Source organism: Kitasatospora sp. UYEF31, from assembly GCF_057291755.1.
On sequence record NZ_JBXAWK010000012.1, the window covers coordinates 112,599 to 138,078 of the forward strand.

A 25,480-nucleotide genomic window follows, 5' to 3' on the forward strand; every position below is an offset into this window, starting at 1 on the left:
GCGGAACCCGGGCCGCACCCATATTTCCCCGTACGGAGACCTCGATCACGCTTGTCCGGGCTGAGCGCCTAGACTCGGGACCGGCGTCACCGTACGTCATCGTCGCCCCCCACCGGCCGGTGTCACTGGACACCGGACCGCGGCGAGCGGGCGTACACCCTTGACAGGAGCACGGGAAGAACATGTCGGCACCCAATAAGTCGTACGACCCGGTGGAGGTCGAGGCTCTGAAGCCGGAGGCGATCGAGGCGGCCCGCGATGCGGCGCTCGCCGCGATCACCGCGGCCGCCGACCTCGACGCACTGAAGGAGGCCCGGCTCGCCCACGCCGGCGACCGGTCGCCCCTCGCGCTCGCCAACCGGGAGATCGGTGCGCTGCCCCCGCAGGCCAAGGCTGAGGCCGGCAAGCGCGTCGGCCAGGCCCGCGGCCAGGTCAACAAGGCGCTGGCGGGCCGCCAGACCGAGCTTGAGGCCGAGCGGGACGCCCGCGTCCTGGTCGAGGAGTCCGTCGATGTCACGCTGCCGTGGGACCGTACCCCGGTCGGCGCGCGGCACCCGCTGACGACGCTGTCCGAGAAGATCGCGGACGTGTTCACGTCGATGGGCTACGAGGTCGCCGAAGGCCCCGAGGTCGAGGCGGAGTGGTTCAACTTCGACGCCCTCAACCTCGGCCCCGACCACCCCGCGCGCACCATGCACGACACCTTCTGGGTCGCCGGCCCCGACGGGGAGCCGGGCTCGGGCCTGGTCCTGCGTACGCACACCTCGCCCGTCCAGATCCGCACCATGCTCGACCGCGAGCCCCCGGTGTATGTGATCTGCCCGGGCCGGGTCTACCGGACCGACGAGCTGGACGCCACGCACACCCCCGTCTTCGGGCAGGTCGAAGGCCTGGCCGTCGACAAGGGCCTGACGATGGGCGACCTCAAGGGCACCCTGGACCACTTCATCCAGTCGATGTTCGGCGAGGACACGAAGACGCGCCTGCGCCCTTCGTACTTCCCCTTCACCGAACCGTCCGCCGAGATCGACCTCGAGTGCTTCGTGTGCCACGGGGCGTCGGTCGGCAACCCGGACCGCCCCTGCCGCACGTGCGGCAGCGAGGGCTGGATCGAGCTGGGCGGCTGCGGCATGGTCAACCCTCGGGTGCTCGTCGCGTGCGGCGTCGACCCCGACGTCTACAGCGGTTTCGCGTTCGGCCTCGGCCTTGAGCGCACCCTCATGTTCCGGCACAACGTCGAGGACATGCGGGACATGGTCGAGGGTGACGTCCGCTTCACCCTCCCGTTCGGTATGGAGATCTGATGCGCGTCCCGCTTTCCTGGCTGCGGGAGTACGTCGACCTGCCGGCCGGTGCCACCGGCCGCGACGTCGCCGCCAAACTCGTCGCCGCAGGGCTTGAGGTCGAGACCGTCGAGCCGCTCGGCGAAGGCCTCAAGGGCCCGCTTGTCGTCGGCCAGGTCCTGACCGTCGAGGAGCTTGAGGGCTTCAAGAAGCCCATCCGCTTCTGCACGGTCGACGTCGGCGACGCCAACGGCACCGGTGAGCCGCAGGAGATCGTCTGCGGCGCCCGGAACTTCGAGGTCGGCGACAAGATCGTCGCGATCCTGCCCGGCGGCGAGCTGCCCGGCGGCTTCGCGATCTCCGCGCGCAAGACGTACGGCCACAACTCGCACGGCATGATCTGCTCGGCCCGCGAACTGGGCATGGGCGACGACCATGACGGCATCATCGTGCTGCCGATCGAGGTCGAGGTCGGCTCCGACGCGATCGCGCTGCTCGGGCTCGTCGACGAGGTCCTGGACATCGCCGTCACCCCCGACCGCGGCTACTGCCTGTCCATGCGCGGGGTGGCCCGCGAGGCCGCGACCGCCTACGGCCGGCCGCTGCGTGACCCGGCGCTGCTCGACGTGCCGGACCCGAACTCGTACGGCTACCCCGTGCACGTCGAGGACGCCGCGGCCTGCGGACGCTTCACCGCCCGTACGGTCACCGGTGTCGACCCGACCCAGCCGTCCCCGCTGTGGCTCCAGCGCCGGGTGCAGATGGCCGGAATGCGGCCCATCTCGCTCGCCGTCGACATCACCAACTACGTGATGCTCGAACTCGGCCAGCCGCTGCACGCCTACGACCGCGACAAGCTCCAGGGCGACATCGTCGTCCGGCGCGCGACCGACGGCGAGAAGCTCACCACCCTCGACGGCGTCGAGCGCGCGCTCACCGTCGAGGACCTGGTCATCGCCGACCGCTCGGGCCCCATCGGCCTGGCCGGTGTGATGGGCGGCGCCTCGACCGAGATCGGCGCGGAGACCCGCGACATCGTCATCGAAGCCGCGAACTTCGACCCGGTCGTCGTCGCGCGCGCCGGACGCCGCCACAAGTTGTCCTCCGAGGCCTCCCGCCGCTTCGAGCGGGGCGTCGACCCGAACGCCGCCCGCGCCGCCGCGCAGCGCGCCGTGGACCTCCTGGCCGCCATCGGCGGCGAGGGTGCCTCGGGCGAGGCCGGCGTCACCGAGGTCAACGCCGACTGGGAGCCGGTCCGCATCCACATGCGCGCCGCCCACCCGTCGGCCGTCGCCGGGGTGCTGTACCCCGCCGAGACCGTGGTCGCCCGCCTCCAGGACGTCGGCTGCACGGTCGAGGGCATCGACGAACTGACCGTCGCCCCGCCGTCCTGGCGTCCCGACCTCACCGACCCGAACGACCTCGTCGAAGAGGTCCTGCGGCTTGAGGGCTACGACGCCATTCCGTCCACCCTGCCGCAGGTCCCGTCGGGCCGCGGCCTGACACCCCGGCAGCAGCTGCGCCGCCGGGTCGGCCGCGCCCTGGCCGGGGCCGGCTACGCCGAGGTCTACGACTACCCGTTCGTCGGCGACGCGGTCTTCGACGCGTTCGAGCTGGACGAGGACGACGAACGACGCCGTACGGTCCGGTTGTTGAACCCGATCTCCGACGAAGAGCCGGGCATGCGCACCACGCTGCTCCCGGGTCTGCTCGCGACGCTGCGCCGCAACATCGGCCGGGGCAACGCCGATGTGGCGCTGTTCGAAGCCGGGCTCGTGTTCCTGCCCAAGGCTGAGGTCGGTTCCGTACCGCGCCTGGGCGTCGACCGGCGTCCCACCGACGCCGAACTGACCGCGCTCAACGCCGCGCTGCCGCACCAGCCCTACCGCGTCGCCGCGGTGCTGGCCGGCGAGCGCGACCGCGGCGGCTGGTGGGGCAAAGGCCGGGGCGGGAACTGGGCCGACGCGGTCGAGGCGGCCCGTACGGTGGCCGACGCCGCAGGCGTCGGGCTCACCGTGCGTCAGGCGCGTTACGCGCCGTGGCACCCGGGCCGCTGCGCCGAACTCGTGGTCGGCGACACCGTCGTCGGACACGCCGGTGAGCTGCACCCGAGGGTGGTCAAGGCGCTGCAACTGCCGGAGCGCACCTGCGCGATGGAGCTGGACCTCGACCTCCTCGGCGCCGACGCCGCGCTTGTCCAGGCGACCGGGATCTCCGCGTTCCCGGTGGCCACCCAGGACGTCGCGCTGATCGTCTCCACGGACGTCCCGGCGGCGGCCGTCGAGACCGCCCTGCGCGAGGGCGCGGGTGAACTCCTGGAGTCCATCCGCCTGTTCGACCTCTACACCGGTGAGCAGGCGGGCGAGGGCAAGAAGTCCCTCGCGTACGCGCTGCGCTTCCGCGCGGCCGACCGCACGCTGACCGCCGGGGAGGCGAGCGACGCCCGCGACGCCGCGGTGGCGCTGGCCGCCGAGCGCACGGGGGCAGTGCTCCGCGGAGCCTGACCCCGCAGCCTGAAGCAGCCCCGGAGCCCCGTCACCGGGCTCCGGGGCTGTGTCGTTATGCTCCGGCCGCATGAGACGACACGGAACGGTACGGCTGCTGACCGTAACGGCGGCGGTGATCTGCTGCGTGCCGGGGCTGTCTGATGCGGCGTACGCGGACTCCGACTTCCCGGGCGACCGGGAGGCCCACGCGCAGGACTTCGGCGCCGTCGCGGGCCTAGGGACGGCGGTGGTGCTCGCCGTGCTGTGTGTCGTCCTTTGGGCGGTGCGGGCGCGGCAGGCGCTCGACGACTGGCCGCGGGTGGCGGACGGCGGCACACCCCGGCCGCCGAAACGCTGGACGCCGTACCTCGCGGGTTTCACTGTGCTCGCCGTCGGGGCCGGCGCAGGCATCGGTGAACTGTTCATCGGCGGCCTGTCCGGTCCCGGTTTCCGCTGGGACAGCGCTGGGAGTCTGTACGGCTTGGCCCTGCTGTTCAGCTTCGGCCTGGTGTACGGGGGGCTGCTGATGCTGTACGCCATCGGCTACCTGATCGTCTACCGGCGGGGCTTTCCGACGGCCGGCGCAATCCTCGCCCAGCAGCGGCTGACCGCCGCAGCCCACGCCATCGACCCGTTGGCCGGGCACCCCTTCCCCGACGGCGTCCACCTCGACTCGTCCGCTCCGAAGACACCCGTCCCGTTCACCGTGCCGGAACCCGTGTGCGCCGACGTCCGCCGCGGCCGGGACACGGGCCTGCGCCGGGAGGCGGAACTGCGGCTCGCGGCACTGGACCGGACACTCTCCCGTCCGGAATGGTCCCCGGACGACCCTTCTGTACGGACGGCACTCGCGGTCGAAGTGGCGACCGACATCCGGGACACCGCAAAGGCCCTGCCCGCCGCCGCCCGGGGCATCCCCGACCTGGCCGGGGTGCTGGTGCTGGCCATGCACGCCCGGGCGCTGCTCGCCAGGACGGCCCAGGACACCGCGGTGGCCTCCTTCGCGGTGTGCTTCATCAACCCCCTGCACGGCCCCGCGTACGGGGGCCTCGTCCGGGCCCCCGTCGGCGGGGACAAGCCGCGCGTTCCGGTGTGCCGGGGCTGCGCCGCAGGCCGGACGACGGACGACACCCTCCCTGGTTTCCGCCCCGGGACGCCCTACTACGCCGAGGAATCGGTGTGGGCGGAGACCGGCTACGGGGCGTGGACCTGGCAGCTGGAGTTCGACGTCATGGACGCGCTGGAGGAGCTGGCGGAGGACGACTGAGACGTCACCGGGCGGTGGCCGGGCCTGGACAGGTGCTCTTCCGGGGACCCGGGCCGAATGTCCGTTCGTCCTGGGCAGTCGAAATATTGGGCGAGATGATCAAGATCAAAAATGCGATACGGGTCACTCTGGAGGTAATTTCTCTCCATCCTGCCCGGAATCGGGCAGGATATTTGCGCGTGCGTCTCCGTACTCCGTAAGGTCCTGGCTTGTGTCCACTGCCGGTCATCCTCATGAGGAACTGATCAACCACCTGCTGCACACCACCGGGCTCAGGGCCGGGGAGGCCGCGCGGGTGGTCGCCGACGTACTCGCGTACTTCGACGAACCGGTGGAGGACTACGTACGCCGACGCCACGGCCAGCTGAAGGCGCGCGGGCTCACCAACGATCCGATCTTCGCGCGCATCGCCGCCGAACTCCCGGACCGGCGGGTGGCCGCGCCCGAGCTGTCGTTGCGGCAGCTGCGCCGCATCGTCTACGGCTGACTAGGGGTATTTTCCATGTGCGGAATCGTCGCTTATCTGGGCCCGCGGGACGCCGTGCCGATCCTGCTTGAGGGGCTCCAGCAGTTGGAGTACCGCGGCTACGACTCGGCCGGTATCACCGTCGTCGCCAAGGGCGGACTGCGGACGAAGAAGACCGCCGGGCGGGTCGCGGACCTCGTCGCCGTACTGCCCAAGACGTTCCGCGGTGCCAAGGGCGCCCCCGGCATCGGCCACACCCGGTGGGCCACGCACGGTGAGCCGACCGACGCCAACGCGCACCCGCACCTGGACATGACCGGCCGGATCGCCGTCGTGCACAACGGGATCATCGAGAACGCCGACCAGCTGCGCGCCGAACTGGTAGCCCAGGGCGTGGAGTTCGCCTCACAGACCGACAGTGAGGTGCTCGCGCACCTCATCGCCGCGCACGGTGGCGAACTTGAAGACGCCGTACGGAAGGTCCTCGCGCGCATCGTCGGCACGTACGGCATCGCCGTTGTCGACGCGGACCGTCCCGACCTGATCGTCGTGGCCCGCAACGGCTCGCCGATCGTGCTGGGCATCGGCGAGAAGGAGATGTTCGCCGCCTCCGACGTGTCGGCGCTGGTGCGCTACACCAAGCAGGTCGTGCACCTGGACGACGGCGAGCTGGCGGTCGTCCACGCGGACGGCTTCCGGACGTTCACCCTCGACGCGCGGGCCACGGTCAAGCAGCCGCAGGCCGTCGACGTCGAGCCAGGGGACTTCGACACGGGAGGCTACGCCCACTTCCTGCTCAAGGAGATCAACGAGCAGCCGCAGACGGTCGCGCGTACGCTCATGGGCCGGCTCGAACCGCGGTTCAGCACCGCGCACCTGGGTGGTCTGAACCTCGACGCCCGGGCCAGCCGGGAGATCCGCCGGGTGAAGATCCTCGGCTGCGGCTCCGCCTACTACGCCGGGGAGATCGGCGCGCAGCTCATCGAGGAACTGGCCCGGGTGCCCGCACACGCCGAGCCCGCCTCGGAGTTCCGCTACCGCAACCCCGTGATCGAAGCCGACACGCTTTATGTGGCGGTCAGTCAGTCCGGTGAAACGTACGACACCCTCGCCGCCGTGCAGGAGGTCAAGCGCAAGGGCGGCCGGGTCGTCGGCGTCGTCAACGCGGTCGGTTCGGCGATCGCGCGCGAGTGCGACGGCGGGATCTACCTGCACGCGGGCCCCGAGATCTCTGTCGCGTCGACAAAAGCCTTCACTTCGACCGCGGTTGCGTTCGCACTGCTGGCACTGCACTTGGGTCGGGTGCGGGACCTCTCGCCCGCCGACGGCCGCCGGATCTGCGACGGACTGCGGAAGCTGCCCGGACAGATCGCCGAAGTCCTGGCAATGGACGGGGAGATCGCTGAACTGGCGAAGAAGTACGCCGACAATCCCGGGATGCTCTTCATCGGCCGGGTGCGCGGCTGGCCGACCGCGCGGGAGGCCGCGCAGAAGCTGAAGGAGATCTCGTACATCCACGCGGAGGCTTACCCCGCAAGCGAGTTGAAGCACGGGCCGCTGGCGCTCGTCGGCCCGGAGATGCCCGTTGTCGCGGTGGTTCCCGATGACGAGTTGCGGGAGAAGAACCTGACGACGCTTCAGGAGATCCGCTCCCGCAAGGGTCCTGTGTTGATGGTGGGTCACAGTCCGGCTGATGTCGCCGACGATGTGATCCTCGTGCCGCGCAACGAGCCGGAGCTGGACCCCATTCTGCTGGGGATCCCGCTCCAGTTGTTCGCATACCACACGGCTGTCGCACTCGGGCGGGACGTGGACCGGCCGCGGAACCTGGCGAAGAGTGTGACGGTGGAGTAGAAGTGCCCGGCAGTAAAGATCCTGGGGTTTGCCGGGTGCCCTCCGCCCTGGAGAACCCGAGATCGTTATTGCGGCGGTCCTGGACTTCGCAGAGTACTGTGGCCCGGCATGGGCCGCCCTGCGAAAGCCCAGGACCATCGCAGCCGGGGCCGTCAGGCGCGCAGCAGCTCGTCCAGGTCGTCCTTGGCCGCGTGGATGAACCGGCCGGTCAGCGCGTCGAGATCGCCGGCGGTGACGCGGGTGACGGCGTTCAGGAACAACTGGACGTCGTACCAGTCGGTCTTGCCCGCGAACATCGGGCGGGTCGCCGTCATGTCGCTGAGGACCGCACCGGGCGAGATGTCGAAGACGAACACGCCGTGTTCCGCAAGCTCGTCGGCCATATTGGCGGTGAGCAGCAGTAGCGCGCCCTTCGACGTCGAGTACGCCGAGTACGTCGGGAACGGCGAAGTCCCCATGCCGCTGGCCAGGTTGACGATGCGTCCGGAGCCACGCGCGACCATTCCGGGGAGAACTGCGTGCGAGACGTTGGCGACGCCGCGCAGATTGGTCTCCATGACCGACCACCACTGGTCGATGTCGGCTTCCCAGAAAGGCACTTCGGCTTCGTCGATGAGACCGGCGCTGTTGACGGCCAGGTCGATGTCGCCGAGTGTCGCGGTCACCGACGCGACAGCGGACCGTACGGCATCGGCGTCGTTGACGTCGGCCACGGCGGTCGCCACCCGGACACCGTGCGCGGCGCACGCCTCAGCGACAGGTTCCAGCGCCGCGGCCGAGCGGCCGAGGAGGCCGACTGCGGCACCCCGCGACGCGAGGTGTTCGGCGGTCGCGCGGCCGATGCCGCGCGTTGCTCCGGTGATCAGTGCGGTCGTCACTTCGGTTTGTACTCCTCGGGCACTTCGCCGGCCCCGCAGATCTGCTGCACGGCCTTGATCGGGTCGTTCGGGAAACGGAACGATGTGCGGTCCACCGAGCCGGTGAGGTTCTTCCAGAAACGGCTGGCCGTCATCGGTGCGCGCACCGACTCCTGGAGCTCCTTCAGTGGGCCGCAGGTCAGCGCGTACCGCGCCGCCGCCACCCGGAGCGGGTCCACACCCGGCGGCAGGACCGTTTCCTTGTCCGTGTACTCGGCGAACACCCAGGCGATGTCGATCTCCTTCTCGTGCCCCGGACGGCCGCGCTTCGTCAGTTCGACGTGGGCTGCGAGTGGATAGGCCAGGCCGAGTACGTCGACTGACAGACCGTTGAGCGGCACCGCCGCGCCGTTGACGCCGAGGTTGCCCCACACCGTCGCGTCGGTCGCCTTGACCGAAGGGCTCAGCGGGGTCACCGAGAAGCCGTCGTGCCACGCGTAGACGAGCACGTGGTTGTACTGCGTTCTGGCGATGCGTACGGCCTCGGGGAAACGCGGGAAGTTGCGCAGGTAGGAGTCCGCCGTCGTCGGATGGTCCGTCTTCGTCTGGGTGCGGTAGAAACCGCGTTCGTCGGCGATGCCCTGGTCGCCGATGACGCCGACGTACGGGACGCGCAGGGCGACGGCGCACACGACGGCCCAGACGCACAGGGCGGCGGCCAGCGGCAGGGTGAGGCGGCCGGCGGGGAGGAGGAGCACCGGAAGCAGGAGCATGAACAGGCCCGGGAGGAGCATCCGGCCGTGCATGAAGTCGCCGCCGACACGGATCACGTACGTCATCATCACGATGCCGCAGACGACCGGCATGAGGAGGACGGCGAGCCGGGGGCCGGGTGTCCGCTGTCCGGTTCTGTAGCCGCGGGTGACGGTGGTGGTCAGGACGGCGGCCAGGAGGACCAGCGGAAGCCACAGGGCGTACGGGGCACTGAGGTCTTCGAGGTAGGTCAGGCCGCGCGACCAGTCGGAGTTCCCCGCCTCCTTGGTGATCGCCGGGAGGGGGAGCACGACCCCGTAGTAACCCGTGCGGAAGATCTCGTACGCGAGCGGCAACGCGACGGCGACCGCCGCGTGGGCGAGTGCCGACGGCCAGCGGGGGCGCAGGGTGAACCACGCGGCGATCAGGAACCCGGCCGACGCGATGGCCAGGTCCGGACGGACCGTCGGGCCGAGGCCGGCGAGGAACGCCAGGGCGAACGACGTGCGGGGTCCCGACGAGGAGAGCGTACGGACCAGAAGCCACCAGCCGCCGCCCGCCCACGCGGTGCCCAGGCCTGTCTCCAGCCCTGACGTCGCGAAGTCCCAGACGGGCGGCAGCGCGAGCGGAACGGCGATACCCACCGGGAGCAGAAGCGCGTTCGTACCGTCGTACAGGCGGCGGGTGCCGTCCAGGGCCAGGGCGTAGCCGGCGACCGTGCACAGCAGACCGAGGAGTACGGCCAGTCGGCCGATGTCCATCTGGGTGAGCCAGCCGGCCGCGACGAGGATCCACTGCCACAGGGTGGACGTGGACGCCTCGGCGCGTTCGCCCATGTTGTAGACGGGGCCGTGGCCCGCCAGGATCTGCCGGACCGTACGGGTGAAGATCAATCCGTCGTCGCTGATCCAGCGGCGGCTCCAGCCGGCGATCAGGACGGTCACGGCGGGCAGTGCGACCATCGCCAGGTTCCACCGCGCGACCTGTCGCGGGGGCCCGACGGTCCCCTCCGGGGCGGGTTCCGGGGCCGGTCGTCCGGACAACAGGTGGACGAGGCTCATGACGTGCGTGGCTCCGGATCGGTCGACGCTGGGATCTGCGTACAGTCCGTCACGATAGTGCTCACCTCGTGCGTGGGGTTGTTACGGCACTCGTCGTCGGTGGTGCGGTCGTCGGTGGTGCGGTCGTCGGTGGTGCGGTCGTCGGTGGTGCGGTCGTCGGTGGTGTGGTCCGCGGTGGTGTGGTCCGCGGTCGCCCGGTTTGCGGCGGCCCGGTTCAGCGTCCCGGACCACAGAACTTCTGCTCGGCCAGTTTCGGGTCCGGCGGGATCCGCAGCTTGGTCCGGTCCACCGCACCGGTCAGGTTCTGCCAGAAGCGGCCGGCGGTCAGCGGGGCGTTCACCGATTCGACGAGTTCCTTGAGGTCACCGCACTGCAGCGCGGCGCGGGCCGCACGGATGTCCTCGGCGGTGGCGAGCCGGGCGGGGACAAGCCGGTCACCCGACGGATCGACGTACAGGGCGATGTTCCACGCGGCCGGGAGCAGCTTCTCGTGGCCCGCCGCGTTGTGCTGGGTCTGGGTGATGTGCGCCCCGATGGTGTTCGAAAGACCCCAGACGTCCACCACGACGCCGTCCAGCGGCACGATCGCGCCGCCGACGCCCAGCCGGCCGATGATCACACCCTCCGTGTAGTCGTGGGCGAGACCGGACTTGAGCGGCAGCGGCGGCAGCGCGGTGTAGTTCGGGTCGGTCAGCAGCTCACGCCGGCCCGCCTGCCCGGCCGCCCGCAGTTCCCGGTCGACGGTCGGCAGGGTGTTGATGTGCACCTGCTGGGTCGTCGGATTGTCCGTCCCGGTCCAGGTCGTGTACGCGTCACGTTCGTTCCACACCTGGTTCTTGCCGGGCTCGGACGACGGCGTGGTGATCGCGGCGGTCCGGATGAACCCGCCGCAGAACACCGCCCACGCGGCGATTCCGGCGACCGCGGGCAGCGTCAGCCGGTCGACCGGCAGCAGCAGGAGGGGGAGCAGCAGCAGGAGAAGCACCGGCAGCCACATGCGGCCGTGCATGAAGTCGCCGCCGACCTTGAGCACGTAGACCGTCTGGGCGAGGGCGGTCACCACCGGCGTGGCCAGCAGGATCACGGTCGGGCGGTCGGGACGCCGGTTGCGCAGGAGGGCTAGCGCGGCCAGGGCCAGGAGCGCGAGGGGGACGTAGAGGTAGTACGGCTGCAGGTAGTCGGTCAGGTAGTCCCAGCCGCGGCCCCACAGGGACTCGCCCGCCTCTTTGGTGAGCGCGGGCATCGGGAAGACCAGCCCGTAGTAGCCCATCCGGAAGATTTCGTACGCGCCCGGGAGCGCGCCGGCGGCGACGAGGGTGAGGATGCCGCGCTTCCAGCCGCCCCGGGTCAGGACGGCGAACGCGACCAGGAGCACGAGCATGGCCAGGCCGAGGTCCGGGCGGACCAGGGGGCCCAGACCCAGCCAGCAGGCCGTGGCCAGGGTGCGGGACAGGGCGATGCGGGTGCCCCGCGTCGCCGACTCCGCTGGTTGTGCCGGGGCTGGTTGTGCCGGGGATTGTTGTGTCCGGGCTGGTTGTGTCCGGGCCTGCTGGGCTTTCTGGGAGGCGGTCACCAGGAGGTGCCAGGAGGCGCCGATCCAGAAGGTGATCAGGCCGGTCTCCATGCCGGCGGTGGTGAAGTCCCACACCGACGGGACAGCGATGAAGACCAGCACACCGGCCGGGACGAGGAACCTGGTCACGCCCAGGTCGCGGTACAGGCGGCGGGTGGCGTCCAGGGCCAGGTACACACCGGCGACGGAGAGGAGGAGCCCGAGGTAGACGGCCATCCGGGCAGTCTCGAACGGGGTGACCCAGTCGGCCAGGGCCAGCAGCCACTGCCAGACGGTGGAGGTGGACGTCTCGGCGCGTTCGCCGATGTTGTACACCGGGCCGTTGCCCGCGGTGATCTGCCGTACGGCGCGGGTGAAGATCAGGCCGTCGTCCGTCACCCAGCGCTTGGACCAGCCGAGCACCGCGAAGACGACGACGGGGACGGCGATGGCGACCAGGTCCCAACGACGGAGCAGGGCGGCGCGGGAGGTGCGGGGTCCTGCGGGCGCGGTCGGGCGGGGACCGGGGTCGCCGCCGGTCGCGGGGGCCCCGGAGTGCTCGGCGGGTCCCAGTGAGGTCGTCACGTCTGGTGTTCTCGTTCGTCTCGTCAGGCGGGGTGCCGGGGTGCTCCCGCAGTGCCGCGCGGAGTCCGGGCGGGCCCTGCGGGATGCGCCCTGACCGGCTCGCGGGTGGTCCGGGCACCCCTCGGAGGGGGTGTGCGGGCGGGGGGAAACAGTCTCCGGATCCTATCCCACGGGCTCAGGCCCGGGGATTTTCCCGTCACTGTCCGGCGGTCGTGGCGGAGTTCCGGACAGCGCGGGCCGGGATGCGCGGGCGCAACGCGGGTGGTTCATTCGTACGGATTGCGTACGGGGGCGGACGGCGGAACGTTCATTGCATAAACTTTCCGACTTCCGTATAGTCATGCCTACGGTTTCGAGGAGGGGTTGAGATGCGCGTACGGGCGGCACTGGCAGGGGCGAGTGGTTATGCGGGTGGCGAGATCCTGCGCCTGCTCCTGGCCCACCCGCGGTTCGAGATCGGCACACTGACCGCGCACTCCAACGCCGGGCAGCTCCTGGGCTCCGTCCAGCCGCACCTGCTGCCGCTGGCCCGCCGGCTGCTCGTCGAGGCCACCCCGGAGAACCTGGCCGGGCACGACGTCGTCTTCCTGGCGCTGCCGCACGGGCAGTCGGGGCCGCTGGCCGCCCAGCTCGGCGAGGACGTGCTCGTCGTCGACTGCGGCGCGGACTTCCGGCTGACCGACCCGGCCGACTGGACCGAATTCTACGGCTCGCCGCACGCCGGGACCTGGCCGTACGGCCTGCCGGAACTGCCCGGGGGCCGGGCGGCGCTGCACGGCACCAAGCGGATCGCCGTCCCCGGCTGCTACCCGACGGTCTCCTTGCTCGCGACCGTTCCGGCCTTCGCCGCCGGGCTCGTCGAGCCCGACCTCGTGGTCGTCGCCGCCTCGGGGACCTCCGGGGCCGGCAAGGCGGCCAGGGTCAGCCTGCTCGGCAGCGAGGTCATGGGTTCGATGAGCGCGTACGGCGTCGGCGGCACGCACCGGCACAGCCCGGAGATCACCCAGGGCCTGAAGGCCGCTGCGGGCGGGACGGTGACCGTTTCCTTCACCCCGACACTCGCGCCCATGTCCCGCGGCATCCTGGCCACCTGCACCGCCAAGGTGAAGCCGGGCGTGGGCTACGCCGACATCCGGGCCGCCTATGAGAAGGCGTACGCGGACGAGCCCTTCGTCCACCTGCTGCCCGAGGGGCAGTGGCCGGCCACCTCGATGACCTACGGCGCGAACACCGCCGTGGTGCAGGTCGCCCTCGATGAGCGGTCCGGCCGCCTGGTCGCCGTCGGCGCGATCGACAACCTGGTCAAGGGCACCGCCGGCGGAGCCGTGCAGAGCGCCAACATCGCCCTCGGTCTCGACGAGACGCTGGGTCTGAGCATGGCGGGCGTGGCCCCGTGACCGGCACCATCAAGCCCGGTCCAAGCCGCGGGGGCGCGCGCGGATCGCACCGGAGCGTCAGCGACGGCGGGATCCGGGGACGTGCGGCTTCGAGCGGCGAAATTCAGCAGGGGGAGAAGATGCGCACCGAGTCGGCCGGAAAACAGGGACGCAACAACAACGCGTTCGCCAAGGCGCACACGCTGATCGAGGCGCTGCCCTGGCTGGAGCGCTTCCGCGGTAAGACCGTCGTCGTCAAGTTCGGCGGCAACGCGATGGTCGACGAAGCACTCAAGGCCGCGTTCGCCCAGGACATCGTCTTCCTGCGTCTGGCCGGCCTCAAGCCGGTCGTCGTGCACGGCGGCGGCCCGCAGATCAGCGCCCAACTGGAGAAGCTCGGCCTGGAGTCCACCTTCACCGGCGGCCTGCGGGTCACCACCCCTGAGGCCATGGACGTGGTCCGGATGGTCCTGGCCGGGCAGGTCCAGCGGGAGATCGTCGGCCTGATCAACGCGCACGGCCCGTACGCCGTGGGCATGACCGGCGAGGACGCGCACACGATGATCGCCGAGAAGCGGCACGCGATCGTCGACGGGAAGAAGGTCGACATCGGCCGCGTCGGCGACGTGGTCGAGGTCAACCCCGGCGCGATCCGGGCCCTGATCGCTGACGGCCGCGTCCCCGTGGTCTCGTCCGTGGCCCGCGGCACCGACGGCCACGTCTACAACGTCAACGCCGACACCGCCGCCTCCGCGCTCGCCGCCGAACTCGGCGCGGAGAAACTGGTCATCCTCACCGACGTCGAAGGACTGTACGCCGACTGGCCGGACTCCGACGAGGTCATAAGCCAGCTCAGCGCCTCCGAACTCGAAGCGATGATGCCGACGCTGGCCAGCGGCATGGTCCCGAAGATGGAAGCCTGCCTGCGGGCCGTACAGGGCGGCGTGCCCAAGGCACACGTCCTGGACGGCCGGGTCCCGCACTCGCTGCTCCTCGAAGTGTTCACCGACGAGGGTGTCGGCACCGAAGTGCTGCCCGACGGTCCGACGGTCGTCGTCACGAAGCTGGGGGAGAAGAGCGCATGAGCATCACCGCGGATGACAACAAGGCCTACGCCGCCCGCTGGCAGGGCGCGCTGATGGACAACTACGGCACGCCGGAACTCACCCTCGTCCGGGGTGCGGGCGCGCACGTGTGGGACGCCGACGGCAACGAGTACACCGACCTGCTCGCGGGCATCGCGGTCAACGTCCTCGGACACGCCCACCCCGCGGTGGTCGAAGCGGCCACCCACCAGATCAGCACCCTCGGGCACGTCTCGAACCTGTACGTCTCCGAGCCGCCGGTGGCGCTGGCCGAGAAGCTCCTCGGCCTGCTCGGCCGCCCGGGGCGCGTCTTCTTCTCCAACTCCGGGGCCGAGGCCAACGAGACCGCGCTGAAGATCGCCCGGCGCACCGGCCGGCCGGAGACCGTCTCCACCGTCGGCGCCTTCCACGGCCGGACGATGGGCGCCCTGTCGCTCACCGGCCAGCCGCGGAAGAAGCAGCCGTTCGAACCGCTGCTGCCGGACATCACGTTCGTGCCGTACGGCGACGCTGAAGCGCTGCGCGCCGCCGTCGGCCCGCAGACCGCCGCAGTGATCCTCGAACCGGTACAGGGAGAGAACGGCGTCGTCGAACCCGCGGCCGGCTACCTGACCGCGGCCCGGGAGATCACCACAGCGGCCGGCGCCCTGCTCATCCTCGACGAGATCCAGACCGGTGTCGGCCGGACGGGCTCCTGGTTCGCGCACCAGGCACACGGCGTCGAACCGGACGTCGTCACCCTGGCCAAGGGCCTGGGTGGCGGACTGCCCATCGGCGCGACCGTCGCCTTCGGCGCCGCCGCCGACCTCCTGACCCCCGGCCAGCACGGCACCACCTTCGGCGGGAACCCGGTGTGCTGCGCCGTGGCCCTCGCGGTCCTGCGGACCATCGAGTCGGAGGACCTCTGCGGCCGGGCCGCGAAGCTCGGCGAGAAGATCAAGACGTCGGTCGCCGGGCTGGGCCACCCGCTGGTCGACCGGGTCGAGGGCACCGGGCTGCTCCTGGGCATCGTGCTGAACCAGCCGGTGTCGGCCGCGGCCCAGACCGCGGCGCAGGAACGCGGCTTCCTCATCAACGCCCCGGTGCCCGGCCGGATCCGGCTCGCGCCGCCACTCGTGGTCACGGACGAGGACATCGACGCCTTCCTGGCCGCGCTGCCCGCCATCCTGGACACCGCCGCGGCGTCCGTCCCGTCCGCTCAAGGAGCCTGAGATGACCTCTACCCACTTCATGGGCCAGCGACGAAGGACGGCGGGGCCGTCATGAGCAGCGGGCCGAAGGCCGCGGCACCCAAAGCGGAACCGCACAGTGCGGAACTGCCGAAGGCGGCCCCCGACGGGGTCTACGCCGTACCCAGCACCCGGTCCGCCCGGCACCGGCGGATCGTCGACCTGCTGACCCGGCAACGGGTCCGGTCACAGAGCCAACTGGCCAAGCTGCTCGCCGACGACGGCCTCGCCGTGACCCAGGCGACCCTCTCGCGGGACCTCGACGAACTCGGGGCCGTCAAGATCCGCGACGGCGCCGGCTCGCTGATCTACGCCGTACCGGCCGAGGGCGGCGACCGCACCCCGCGGCCGCCGATGGACGAGTCCGTCTACGAGGGCCGACTGGCCCGCCTCGCGGGCGAGCTCCTGGTCTCCGCCGAGTCCTCGGCCAACCTGGTCGTGGTCCGAACCCCGCCGGGGGCGGCGCACTTCCTGGCCTCGGCGATGGACCACGCGGAGAACCGCAGCATCCTGGGGACCATCGCCGGCGACGACACCATCATGATCGTCAGTCGCGACCCGGACGGTGCGGCGGCCCTGGCCGCGCACCTGCTGGCCCTGGCCGAGCACCGGGTCTCCTGACCCCCCGACCTCCTGTTCATCTCCGCACCAATGCGCACGCCTGAATGGAGAACGCTCGTGACCGAGCGCGTCGTACTCGCCTATTCCGGAGGTCTGGACACCTCTGTCGCCATCGGCTGGATCACCGAGGAGACGGGCGCCGAGGTGATCGCCGTCGCCGTCGACGTCGGCCAGGACGGTGAGGACCTTGAGGTCATCCGCAAGCGGGCCCTGGCCTGCAGTGCAGTCGAGGCCGAAGTGGCCGACGCCCGTGACGAGTTCGCCGATGAGTACTGCCTCAAGGCGATCCAGTCCAACGCCCTCTACATGGACCGCTACCCGCTGGTCTCCGCGCTGTCGCGGCCTTTGATCGTCAAGCACCTGGTCGCCGCCGCGCGCAAGCACGGCGCCACCACGGTCGCGCACGGCTGTACCGGCAAGGGCAACGACCAGGTGCGCTTCGAGGTCGGCATCACGTCGCTGGCCCCCGGGCTCAAGTGCGTCGCGCCGGTCCGCGACTACGCGATGACCCGGGACAAGGCGATCGAGTTCGCCGACCGCAACAACCTGCCGATCGTCACGACGAAGAAGTCGCCGTACTCCATCGACCAGAACGTGTTCGGGCGCGCGGTCGTCACCGGCCGGCGCAGCGAGGAGTCGCTGTACGACTTCGGCCTGGCCACGTACGACACCGGCGACACGTTCGACCAGAGCGCGGCCAAGGGCTTCATCGACCTGTTCGGCCTGTCGGCGAAGATGGCCGCTGAGCGCGACCTGGCCGGTGACTGACACCTTCGCAGTAACACTTCTCCACCAGCGGGACCCCAGTGCCGGGTGTCCGTCGCGGGCATCACTTGCGACGGCCGCCCGGCGGTCCTCACCCCGGTACGCGCAGCCCCCAAGGAGAGCACCCTGTGACGAACACCCCCGAGACCACCCGCCTGTGGGGAGGCAGGTTCTCCGACGGCCCCAGCGAGGCGCTGATCAAACTGTCGGCCTCGGTCCACTTCGACTGGCGGCTGGCCCCGTACGACATCGCGGGATCCAAGGCACACGCGCGTGTGCTGCACGGCTCCGAGCTGCTGACCGACGACGAACTCTCGCGCATGCTCGACGGGCTCGACGACCTGGCCGCGGCGGTCGCCGCCGGGACGTTCACGCCCACCATCGAGGACGAGGACGTCCACACCGCGCTGGAGCGCGGCCTCCTGGAACGCCTGGGCCCGGACCTCGGCGGCAAGCTGCGCGCCGGACGGTCCCGCAACGACCAGGTCGCGACCCTCGGCCGGATGTTCCTGCGCGACCACGCGCGGACCATCGGCACCCTGGTCGCCGACCTGCAGCAGGCCCTCATCGGGCAGGCTGAGGCGCACGCCGACGTGGCCATGCCGGGCCGCACCCACCTCCAGCACGCCCAGCCGGTGCTGCTCGCCCACCACCTGCTCGCGCACGTCCAGGCGTTCTCCCGGGACGCGGACCGGCTGCGCGACTGGGACCGGCGGGCCGACGTCTCCGCGTACGGCTCCGGCGCGCTCGCCGGGCAGACCCTCGGCCTCGACCCCGAGCAGGTCGCCCACGAGCTCGGCTTCTCCGCCTCCGCGGCGAACTCGATCGACGGCACCGCCGCGCGCGACGTGTTCGCGGAGTTCGCGTTCATCACCGCGATGCTCGGGGTGAACCTCTCCCGGATCGCCGAAGAGATCATCATCTGGAACACGAAGGAGTTCTCCTTCGTCACGCTGCACGACGCGTTCTCCACCGGCTCGTCGATCATGCCGCAGAAGAAGAACCCGGACATCGCCGAGCTGGCCCGCGGCAAGTCAGGCCGGCTCATCGGAAACCTCGCCGGTCTGATGGCCACCCTCAAGGCGTTGCCGCTGGCGTACAACCGGGACCTCCAGGAGGACAAGGAGCCGGTCTTCGACTCCATCGACACCCTTGAGGTGCTGCTCCCGGCGTTCACCGGGATGGTCGCGACGCTGACCTTCCACCGCGCCCGCCTGGAGGAGCTGGCCCCGGCCGGATTCGCACTGGCCACCGACATCGCCGAGTGGCTGGTCCGGCAGGGCACGCCGTTCCGGGTGGCCCATGAGGTCGCCGGTGCGTGTGTGCGCTTCTGTGAGCCGCGCGGCATGGAACTGTGGGACCTGACGGACGAACAACTCGAAGAGATCTCCGGGACGTTGACTCCGGAGGTACGCTCCGTACTCACCGTCATCGGCTCGATCACCTCCCGCGACGGCCGTGGCGGCACCGCACCCGTGCGCGTCGCCGAACAGCTCGCCGAGCTGCACAAGGACCTCGACGTCCAGCGTGCCTGGGCAGCCGGCGGACGACGGGTCCGAGGCTGACCGACCGTCTGTCCGAACCATGGACGGAACGCGACACGCGGTGCCCGGAATTCGTCACGAGTTCCGGGCACCAGCTGTATTCAGGTATTCGTTGTGCGTACACCGGAAAGGACAACACGTGTGAGAGGAGGGGAAGCGATGCAGGCACAGCCAGGACAGTCCCGATCGGGCAGAGGCGGGGCGTCCCGCTACGGCAAGGACCGGATCCGCCATCTTGTCGAGCATATTTTCGACCCGCTGCGCTATGAACCGCTGGTGCTGCTGACCCCCTCCCGTGACCGTGGTCTGCTCCTGGACCCGGACACCCTCGGTGCCGAACTGGGCGAAGGTCCGCACATAGCCTGTCTGACCGACCCCGGGGCGGCCTGGGAGCTGTCCGACCTCCTGGGCCCCGAGCTCAACACGTACGGCGGCGCGGTCCGGGTGTTCCGGGTCGGGGCCCACCCCAAGGACGAGCGGGGGCGGCACCCGCTGGTGCAGGTCCACCCGGGAGCGGAGAAGGCGGCCGTGCAGCGGATACGCGAAATCCTCGACTCCGTCGAGTGGGGCCCGCCGAAGCCGGTGGCGCCGGCCGCGCGGCCCAGTGTCGCCGGAGCGCTCGGGCCGTCCGCGGTCGAGGCGCTCGCCCGCTTCGTCACGCCCAAACCGGGACCGGCGGCTCCGTCAGTTCCGGCGGCGCTTTCCACACCGGCACCCACACCGGTGCCGCGCCCGCCGGGGCCCACACCGTCGCCTCCGCTGTCCGTGCCGGCCGGCCCGTCAGTTCCGGCGGCCCAGCCCACCCGGGCCGCGACCACAGCCCTGCCCGCAGTCGCCGCCGTCCCGCCCGCGAAGATCTCCCGGATCCCCACCCCGGCACTGGTTTTCGGCCGGCCCAAGGCCGTACCCGCCAAACCGGGCGACGGGCCCGCACCTCCCCCAGCCTTCGGCCGGGAAGCGCCCCCTCCTGCCGCACCGGAACCCGCGGTGGAGCCGGAACCCCGGCCCCGCCCCGCCGACGTCAAACTCAAAGCGCAACTCGTCGCCGCCCAGAACTCCCTGAAGCGCTTCCAGGCCGCCCTGCACACCGTCACCTCCGAGCTGGACACCCTCCGCGAGGAACTCGGCGCGGTAGCCGGGCAGAAGGACGCCCTCGACGACGCGGTCAAGGCGGCGGAGTCACTGGCGGAGGGCTGGGAGCGGCGTTTCCACCACGAACAGGAACAACGCAAGGCGGCCGACGCCGAACTGCGCGGGATGATCCGCACCTGCGCCGACCAGCGCGAGGAACTGACCGCGGGCCGCAAGGAGAAAAGCGAGCTCCAGCGCCGGACCAAGGCACTGGAGGACCAGACGACCGCGTGCGGCGACACGGTCCCGACCGTCTACTCCGATCCTGAACGCCAGTTCAGATACGAGATCGAAGAGACCTGGCTGCGCACCGTCGCCGAAGCGGAGCGGCCCTCCTGGCCGTTGGAGCAGGGTTACCTCCTGGGCCCCGACTGGCTGGATTCCCTGGCGGCGCTGGAGCGCGTCGAACGGGCCCGGGTGCTGCGGGTGTGCGTCGAGGTACTGACCGACCGGGCCAAGGAGGTGCCGGCGCGGGAGGTCCGCAAGAAGCGCACCGGACCGGCCGGCAGCCCGTACCTCGTCCGTATCGACGGCGCGACCGCGTGGCGGTGCAACGTCCAGGCGAACACGCCGCAGGCGGCCCGGCTGATGTGGTGGCGGCACCCCGGCGGGCACACGGAACTCGGCAAGGTCGCACTGCACGACGACGTGACGCTGCACTGAGCGGGTGCTGCACTGAGTCGGTGCTGCACTGAGTCGGTGCTGCACTGAGCGGGCGCGGCGCCGCACCGAAGCGGGACCGTGGTTGACGAAACACGCGGGTTGAGGAAACGCGACGACCGGAGGGACACTCCGCAGCGCGAAGAACCGGCCGTCAGCCGACGGCCGGTTTTTCGTCGTCACACCGCCCGCGGGTCATCCGTACGCCGGTCGGCCGATGTCTGAAAGGACGCCCGGAGGACGTCAGGAAGCCGGACGTCTGAGCGACTTCACGTCAGGTGGCTGATGCACCTGTCGCACGTGCGGATTTCGGGGCAGGGTACCGCCGGTCGCGTGGACGCCCCCGAGGGTTAAGGGCAGCGGTGCGCCGTGTGAAATCGTCGTTACTACTGGCTAGGGCCTGTGTTCGCTCCGTTGAACCTGTACTAGTGTCGGCCGTGCCGGATCGCCGGAGAGTTGTCGGGTGGCGACTTTAGGTGATCTTCAGCGTTGGATGTGATCACAAATGGTCAACGGTGACCAACCTGCTGTGATCGCTGAAGGCGGACCCGGGGGAGGGGCCTCACTCATGTTCGACTACCTGCGCCGAATACGTTCCGAGGGCGAGAACTCCGCTTCGATGCTCTCCGACATACCCGTCGGGCAGGTGTTGCGCAGCGTTCCGCGGTCCGTCGGGTTCGGCGTCCGGTCCTACGTCCGGTCGCTGCGCACCGAGCGCCGCAACTACCCGGACATGCCGACCGCCTTCCCGACCCCGGGGCTGGTGTCCGCCGCGTTCCTCGACGAGCTCGTGGTGGCGTTCATGTCCACCGCCCGCCTGTCGCCGGGGCCGGAGGACGCCCTGCGGATCCGGCACGAGATCGACGACGCCGTGCAGAAGTTCCGGGCGGAGACCTACCTGGACTCCCCGGCGGCGTTCCACGAGGACCCGCCGCCGTTGACCGACCCGGTCGTCCGCGGCAAGTTCTTCGGCACGGTCAGCTACGAGCAGATCAGTTTCGACAGCGGCTACCAGCCCTTCCCGGGGATCCCGGGGGCTGTCCGCTGGCAGGCGGCGGGGGCGAACCAGCGGGTGTGGGCGTACGTCCTGCGGCATCCGGGCAGGCCCCGTCCGTGGCTGGTCAACCTGCACGGCTTCGGGATGGGCAAGCCCAGTGACCTGGTCGCGTTCCGCTCGATGACCATGCACCGCGACTTCGGTGTCAACGTGATCCACCCGGTGCTCCCGATGCACGGTCCGCGCAAGGGCGCGCGGACCCAGGACACCCCGTTCATCTCGTTCGACTACCTCGGCAACGTGCACGGCCTGGGCCAGGCGGTCTGGGACGTGCGGCGCTGCATCTCCTGGGCCAGGGAGCAGGGCGCGACGTCGGTGGCGGTGCACGGGCTCTCGCTCGGCGCGTACACCGCGGCACTGCTCGCGAGCCTCGAGGACCTCGACTGTGTGATCGTCGGCGTCCCGTCGGTGGACATGGCCTGGGTCATGTCGCACCACGTGCCCGACGACGTCAAACGTGAAGTGCAGGCCGCCGGGCTGCTCGGCGAGGACGCCGAGACGGTGCACCGGGTGGTCTCCCCGCTGGCGCTCACGCCGCGGGTTCCGCTGGACCGGCGGTTCGTCTACGCCGGGCTTGCCGACCGGATGGCCACGCCGCAGCAGGCCTACCGGTTGTGGAAGCACTGGGACGAACCAAGCGTCTGCTGGTACCGCGGGTCCCACGTGGGGGCGATGTGGAACCGGCAGACCCGACGTTTCATTGACGATGCCCTGCTCGCCTCGGGCATCGGAAGGAGGAACAACTGGTGAAGCTCTCCGGTCTGGACTCGGCCTTTCTGGCACTCGAGTCGGAGACATGGCCGATGCATGTCATCTGCCTGACCATCGTCGACGCCTCGGACACCGGCGGGCGGATCGACTACGACGTGTTCAAGGAGACACTGCGCGCCCGGCTGCACCGTCTCCCGTTGCTGAGCCGCAGGCTGGTGGAGCACCCGCTCGGCCTGGTGCGCCCGCACTGGATCGACGACCCGGATTTTGAACTCGACAACCACATGCACCGGGCGACGGTCGCCGCGCCGGGCGGACGCGGACAGTTGTCCGAACTGGCGGTGGAGGTCTACCAGCACCGGATGCCGCACGACCGGCCGCTGTGGGAGTGGTGGGTCGTCGACGGTCTGGCCGACGGCCGGGTCGCGCACCTGTGGAAGGTGCACCACACGTGTATCGACGGCCGGGCCGGCGCGGCGATGCAGGAGATCTTCTTCGACCGTGACGTGGAGGGGGGCGTCCCCGCGGGACCGCCGCCCGGCGCGATGGACCCCGTCGCCGCGCCGCAGGGTCTGGCCGGGCTGGTGGAGACGGTCAAGTACGTCGGCGCCACCCCGGTCCGGCTCGGCAAGTCGCTGCTCGGCACGGTGCAGGGCGGCATCCAGGCCGCCGCCACCGGCCGCCTCGGGCAGGCCGTGCCGCTCATCGGCATGCCGAAGACCCGCTTCAACGACACGGTCACGAAAGAGCGTTCGTACGGTTTCTGCACGATCAGCCTGTCCGACGTGAAGTTCATCAAGGACACCTTCGGCGTCAAGATCAACGATGTCTACCTGGCGCTGGTCGGCGGCGCGGTCCGCGAACAACTGGAGCGCTTCGGCGAAGCCCCGGACAGTTCACTGGTCACTATTGTCCCGGTGGACGCCAGTCAGGGCGTGGACCGGCCCGGCGGCAACATGATCAGCGGCATGCTCGTGGACCTCTCCACCGATGTGGACGACGCGGCCGAACGGCTGCTGTGCGTGCACGAGAACTCCATGGCGTCCAAGGCGGTCCAGGGGAAGCTCGGCAACGACATGCTGGCGAACCTCGCCGACGCGCCGCCGCCCGCCCTGTTGGCCCTGGGCGGCAAGGTGTTCCGCGGCGCGAAGCTCGGCGCGCTGCTGCCGCCGATCAGCAATGCGATCACCTCCAACGTTCCGGGACCGCGGGCGGTTTTGTACTCGCAGGGTCAGAAAGTGGAGGCGTTCCATTCGATGGGCATCATCGGCGACGGGTTCGGGCTGTTCATCGGCGGCATGAGCTACGACGACCAGATAGACATCGGCGTCCTGTCCGGCAAGGAGATGCTGCCCGACCCGTTCGCGCTCGCCGACAGCATCGTCGACCAGCTGAACGTGCTGCTGAAGGCCGCGCACGAGTTCACGCCGACGCACGACACGGGAACCAGGCTGGTCGCCGACCCTGTGTCAGCACCTTTACCGGACAAGGTTGTTGACGGTCCGTCGGACACTGGCGGGGCCGCAACCGGAAAACCGGAGAAGCCGCAGAAGGCAGTACGGACGACCCGTGCCGCCGCCAAGCGCCGCCCGGCCAAGTCCCCGGTGACGCCGCCGAAACCGCCGCGCAGCAAGGTCGCAGGCCGGGCGGGGGAGCCCCAGCCCGGCGGGCAGGGGGCGACGGACCCAGCGTGCACAGTCGTCACGGTGGCCGAGCCCGAGCCCGAGCCCGGGTCCGCGGGACAGAAGACGGCGGGCGTACGGCCGGCTGCCGCGAAGACGCGCACCGCCGGACCGCCCGCCGCGAAACAGCCGCCGGTCGGCCCGGAGCCGGCGGCCACGCCGCTGGAGATGCCCGCCACCGCTGAGGAGGCTGCGGTGCCGTCCACCCCGGACTCCGCGCCCACGCCCGACCCCGACCCCGGACCCACCCGGTCGACGCAGGCTCCGGACCGTACGCCTGAACACACCCCGGTCAAACTGCCCGCACCACGCCGGTCCGGCGGGCACTCAGCGGAGCAGGGCTCCGGCAAGCCCCCGGGCAAGTCGGCCGCCCACACCAAAGTCCCCGCCCCGTCCCGGGCGGGAGTGTGAGGCAGCGTACGGGCAGGACTGTCCTGATCACCGGAGCCAACTCCGGGCTCGGCCTGAGCACCGCGGTCCGGCTGGCCGGCGAAGACGGCATGAGCGTCGTCGGCACGGTGCGCACCAAGGAGAAGGCCGCCGAGGTGGAAGCCGCCGCCGACGCGGCCGGAGTGCGGATCGCCACCCGCATCCTGGACATCACCGACGAAGGGGGCTGCAAGGACGTCATCGACGAGGTCCGCCCCGACGCGCTGGTCAACAACGCGGGCGGCCACAGCTACGCGCCGGTCATGGAGGTCTCCGAACAGGAGGCCGGATACCTCATGGAGACCTCCGTCTTCGCCCCCGTACGGCTGGCCAGGATGGCCGTGCCGCACATGGAGGCGCGCGGCTGGGGCCGGGTCGTCCAGATCTCCTCGATCGCCGGCCGGGTCAACTACCCGATGATGGGCTGGTATCAGGCCGGGAAGCACGCACTCGAGGCGGTCACCGACGCGCTGCGCATCGAGCTCGCGGGGACCGGCGTGGACGTGGTCACGGTTGCTCCCGGCGGTTTCCGCAGTGGGCTGACCGACGACATGGCCGCGGCGAAGGAGCGGTACCAAAACACCCGTTGGGCGCTGTCGTTCCGCCGGCTCGACCTGGGGTTCCACCTGATGGAGCGGTTCTGGAGCGGCATAGACGACGTGGCCGGCACCATCGCGCTCGCGGTCACCGCCGAATCGCCCCGCCCCAGGTACGTGGTGGGGGCTGACGCCCACGGCACGCTCGTCATCAACGGACTGATCGACAACCTGGCCCACTTGGTGCCGCCGATTCCGGTCGACGGCATCAGGGACACGGTCATCCGCAAGTTCCTCGGGCTGCCCTAGTGCAGCGCGTCGGAAGTTCCTTGCTGGTTGCGGGACGGTAATTGGTCACTGGGCGTGAGGACTATGCGGCCTGGGCGTAGAGCCCGCCATCCTGCTCCGCTTCGGGACGGCGGGCGAGGTAGCGGGCGTGATCGGCGTCCGCGTCGTACTCCCACCGGTAGGGGCGGGCCCGGCGGTTGTG

General features: G+C 70.6%; 18 protein-coding genes. 15 read left to right on the forward strand and 3 right to left on the reverse strand.

Annotation, left to right across the window (positions count from 1 at the left end; genetic code table 11):
• Positions 1–182 precede the first annotated feature (182 nt).
• The 5 genes from pheS to glmS all read left to right on the forward strand — a co-directional run bounded on the left by pheS (position 183) and on the right by glmS (position 7,356).
• Complete coding sequence (pheS, locus tag AC0Z36_RS08765) at positions 183–1,304, forward strand: phenylalanine--tRNA ligase subunit alpha (RefSeq protein WP_485462163.1); 1,122 nt, start codon at positions 183–185, stop codon at positions 1,302–1,304.
• On the forward strand, positions 1,304–3,787 hold the full coding sequence (pheT, locus tag AC0Z36_RS08770; RefSeq protein ID WP_485462164.1) for a phenylalanine--tRNA ligase subunit beta: 2,484 nt from the start codon (positions 1,304–1,306) through the stop codon (positions 3,785–3,787). Before pheS ends, pheT begins: the two co-directional genes overlap by 1 nt.
• Before the next feature lie 70 nt (positions 3,788–3,857).
• Entirely contained in the window at positions 3,858–5,036 is a 1,179-nt protein-coding gene (locus AC0Z36_RS08775) for a hypothetical protein (RefSeq protein WP_485462165.1), read from the forward strand.
• Between the two features lie 211 nt (positions 5,037–5,247).
• Positions 5,248–5,523 (forward strand): hypothetical protein, encoded by a 276-nt coding sequence (locus AC0Z36_RS08780; protein WP_485462166.1) that lies wholly within the window; start codon positions 5,248–5,250, stop codon positions 5,521–5,523.
• A 15-nt stretch (positions 5,524–5,538) separates the two neighbouring features.
• Positions 5,539–7,356, forward strand: coding sequence for a glutamine--fructose-6-phosphate transaminase (isomerizing) (gene glmS / locus AC0Z36_RS08785; RefSeq protein WP_485462167.1), 1,818 nt, complete (start codon positions 5,539–5,541; stop codon positions 7,354–7,356).
• A 152-nt stretch (positions 7,357–7,508) separates the two neighbouring features.
• Here glmS and AC0Z36_RS08790 read toward each other — a convergent pair whose 3' ends face one another.
• The 3 genes from AC0Z36_RS08790 to AC0Z36_RS08800 form a co-directional block, all read right to left on the reverse strand.
• Positions 7,509–8,234 carry an SDR family NAD(P)-dependent oxidoreductase gene (locus AC0Z36_RS08790; protein ID WP_485462168.1) on the reverse strand — a complete coding sequence of 242 codons (726 nt, stop codon included), beginning with the start codon at positions 8,232–8,234 and terminating at the stop codon, positions 7,509–7,511.
• Positions 8,231–10,027: an arabinofuranosyltransferase AftB family protein gene (locus tag AC0Z36_RS08795; protein ID WP_485462169.1), complete on the reverse strand. Its 1,797-nt coding sequence runs from the start codon at positions 10,025–10,027 to the stop codon at positions 8,231–8,233. Before AC0Z36_RS08795 ends, AC0Z36_RS08790 begins: the two co-directional genes overlap by 4 nt.
• A gap of 214 nt (positions 10,028–10,241) precedes the next feature.
• The gene (locus tag AC0Z36_RS08800; RefSeq protein WP_485462170.1) at positions 10,242–12,164 is read right to left on the reverse strand and encodes an arabinofuranosyltransferase AftB family protein; all 1,923 of its coding nucleotides are present in this window, start codon (positions 12,162–12,164) and stop codon (positions 10,242–10,244) included.
• A gap of 368 nt (positions 12,165–12,532) precedes the next feature.
• Here AC0Z36_RS08800 and argC point away from each other — a divergent pair, with 368 nt between their 5' ends.
• The 10 genes from argC (at position 12,533) to AC0Z36_RS08850 (ending at position 25,299) form a co-directional block, all read left to right on the forward strand.
• Positions 12,533–13,561, forward strand: coding sequence for an N-acetyl-gamma-glutamyl-phosphate reductase (gene argC, locus AC0Z36_RS08805; protein WP_485462171.1), 1,029 nt, complete (start codon positions 12,533–12,535; stop codon positions 13,559–13,561).
• A gap of 119 nt (positions 13,562–13,680) precedes the next feature.
• A complete protein-coding gene (argB, locus tag AC0Z36_RS08810; protein WP_485462172.1) occupies positions 13,681–14,625 on the forward strand; it encodes an acetylglutamate kinase in 945 nt (314 codons plus the stop codon).
• Positions 14,622–15,836 (forward strand): acetylornithine transaminase, encoded by a 1,215-nt coding sequence (locus AC0Z36_RS08815; protein ID WP_485462173.1) that lies wholly within the window; start codon positions 14,622–14,624, stop codon positions 15,834–15,836. The genes argB and AC0Z36_RS08815 overlap by 4 nt, the downstream gene beginning before the upstream one ends.
• A gap of 51 nt (positions 15,837–15,887) precedes the next feature.
• Positions 15,888–16,475, forward strand: a complete 588-nt coding sequence (locus AC0Z36_RS08820) for an arginine repressor (RefSeq protein WP_485462174.1) — start codon at positions 15,888–15,890, stop codon at positions 16,473–16,475.
• Between the two features lie 57 nt (positions 16,476–16,532).
• Positions 16,533–17,243: an argininosuccinate synthase domain-containing protein gene (locus AC0Z36_RS08825; RefSeq protein ID WP_485462175.1), complete on the forward strand. Its 711-nt coding sequence runs from the start codon at positions 16,533–16,535 to the stop codon at positions 17,241–17,243.
• A 125-nt stretch (positions 17,244–17,368) separates the two neighbouring features.
• The gene (gene argH, locus AC0Z36_RS08830; protein ID WP_485462176.1) at positions 17,369–18,805 is read left to right on the forward strand and encodes an argininosuccinate lyase; all 1,437 of its coding nucleotides are present in this window, start codon (positions 17,369–17,371) and stop codon (positions 18,803–18,805) included.
• 138 nt (positions 18,806–18,943) lie between these two features.
• On the forward strand, positions 18,944–20,578 hold the full coding sequence (locus AC0Z36_RS08835; RefSeq protein ID WP_485462177.1) for a hypothetical protein: 1,635 nt from the start codon (positions 18,944–18,946) through the stop codon (positions 20,576–20,578).
• A gap of 565 nt (positions 20,579–21,143) precedes the next feature.
• A complete protein-coding gene (locus AC0Z36_RS08840) occupies positions 21,144–22,382 on the forward strand; it encodes an alpha/beta hydrolase family protein (protein WP_485462178.1) in 1,239 nt (412 codons plus the stop codon).
• Positions 22,379–24,436, forward strand: coding sequence for a wax ester/triacylglycerol synthase family O-acyltransferase (locus AC0Z36_RS08845; RefSeq protein WP_485462179.1), 2,058 nt, complete (start codon positions 22,379–22,381; stop codon positions 24,434–24,436). Before AC0Z36_RS08840 ends, AC0Z36_RS08845 begins: the two co-directional genes overlap by 4 nt.
• Positions 24,433–25,299, forward strand: a complete 867-nt coding sequence (locus tag AC0Z36_RS08850; protein WP_485462180.1) for an SDR family NAD(P)-dependent oxidoreductase — start codon at positions 24,433–24,435, stop codon at positions 25,297–25,299. The genes AC0Z36_RS08845 and AC0Z36_RS08850 overlap by 4 nt, the downstream gene beginning before the upstream one ends.
• Positions 25,300–25,480: the final 181 nt, after the last annotated feature.

Coding starts and splice junctions, on each gene's coding strand:
- AC0Z36_RS08840 (WP_485462178.1), top strand. CDS start 21,144: ATGTTCGACTACCTGCGCCGAATACGTTCCGAGGGCGAGAACTCCGCT.
- pheS (WP_485462163.1), top strand. CDS start 183: ATGTCGGCACCCAATAAGTCGTACGACCCGGTGGAGGTCGAGGCTCTG.
- AC0Z36_RS08835 (WP_485462177.1), top strand. CDS start 18,944: ATGCAGGCACAGCCAGGACAGTCCCGATCGGGCAGAGGCGGGGCGTCC.
- AC0Z36_RS08820 (WP_485462174.1), top strand. CDS start 15,888: ATGAGCAGCGGGCCGAAGGCCGCGGCACCCAAAGCGGAACCGCACAGT.
- argB (WP_485462172.1), top strand. CDS start 13,681: ATGCGCACCGAGTCGGCCGGAAAACAGGGACGCAACAACAACGCGTTC.
- AC0Z36_RS08775 (WP_485462165.1), top strand. CDS start 3,858: ATGAGACGACACGGAACGGTACGGCTGCTGACCGTAACGGCGGCGGTG.
- AC0Z36_RS08795 (WP_485462169.1), bottom strand. CDS start 10,027: ATGAGCCTCGTCCACCTGTTGTCCGGACGACCGGCCCCGGAACCCGCC.
- AC0Z36_RS08815 (WP_485462173.1), top strand. CDS start 14,622: ATGAGCATCACCGCGGATGACAACAAGGCCTACGCCGCCCGCTGGCAG.
- glmS (WP_485462167.1), top strand. CDS start 5,539: ATGTGCGGAATCGTCGCTTATCTGGGCCCGCGGGACGCCGTGCCGATC.
- argC (WP_485462171.1), top strand. CDS start 12,533: ATGCGCGTACGGGCGGCACTGGCAGGGGCGAGTGGTTATGCGGGTGGC.
- pheT (WP_485462164.1), top strand. CDS start 1,304: ATGCGCGTCCCGCTTTCCTGGCTGCGGGAGTACGTCGACCTGCCGGCC.